The 228-nt window shown below is 53.1% G+C and carries 1 tRNA gene; it reads right to left on the reverse strand.

The features are described from left to right. Positions 1 to 77 (reverse strand) — tRNA-Arg (locus CYD26_RS24910). Positions 78 to 228: the final 151 nt, after the last annotated feature.

The raw sequence follows: 228 nt of genomic DNA on the forward strand, positions 1-228 counted from the left end.
TGGTGCACTCAGGAGGATTCGAACCTCCGACCGCTCGGTTCGTAGCCGAGTACTCTATCCAGCTGAGCTATGAGTGCGGGTCGGTATTTTTAGACCAGATCACCACTGGCTTTAGACCGAAACCGCTTCATTGACCGAAGTCGATTTCTGAATATGGTGCACTCAGGAGGATTCGAACCTCCGACCGCTCGGTTCGTAGCCGAGTACTCTATCCAGCTGAGCTATGAG

It is taken from the genome of Pseudomonas sp. FFUP_PS_473, assembly GCF_002858665.1.
GTDB classification, from domain to species: Bacteria; Pseudomonadota; Gammaproteobacteria; order Pseudomonadales; family Pseudomonadaceae; genus Aquipseudomonas; species Aquipseudomonas defluvii.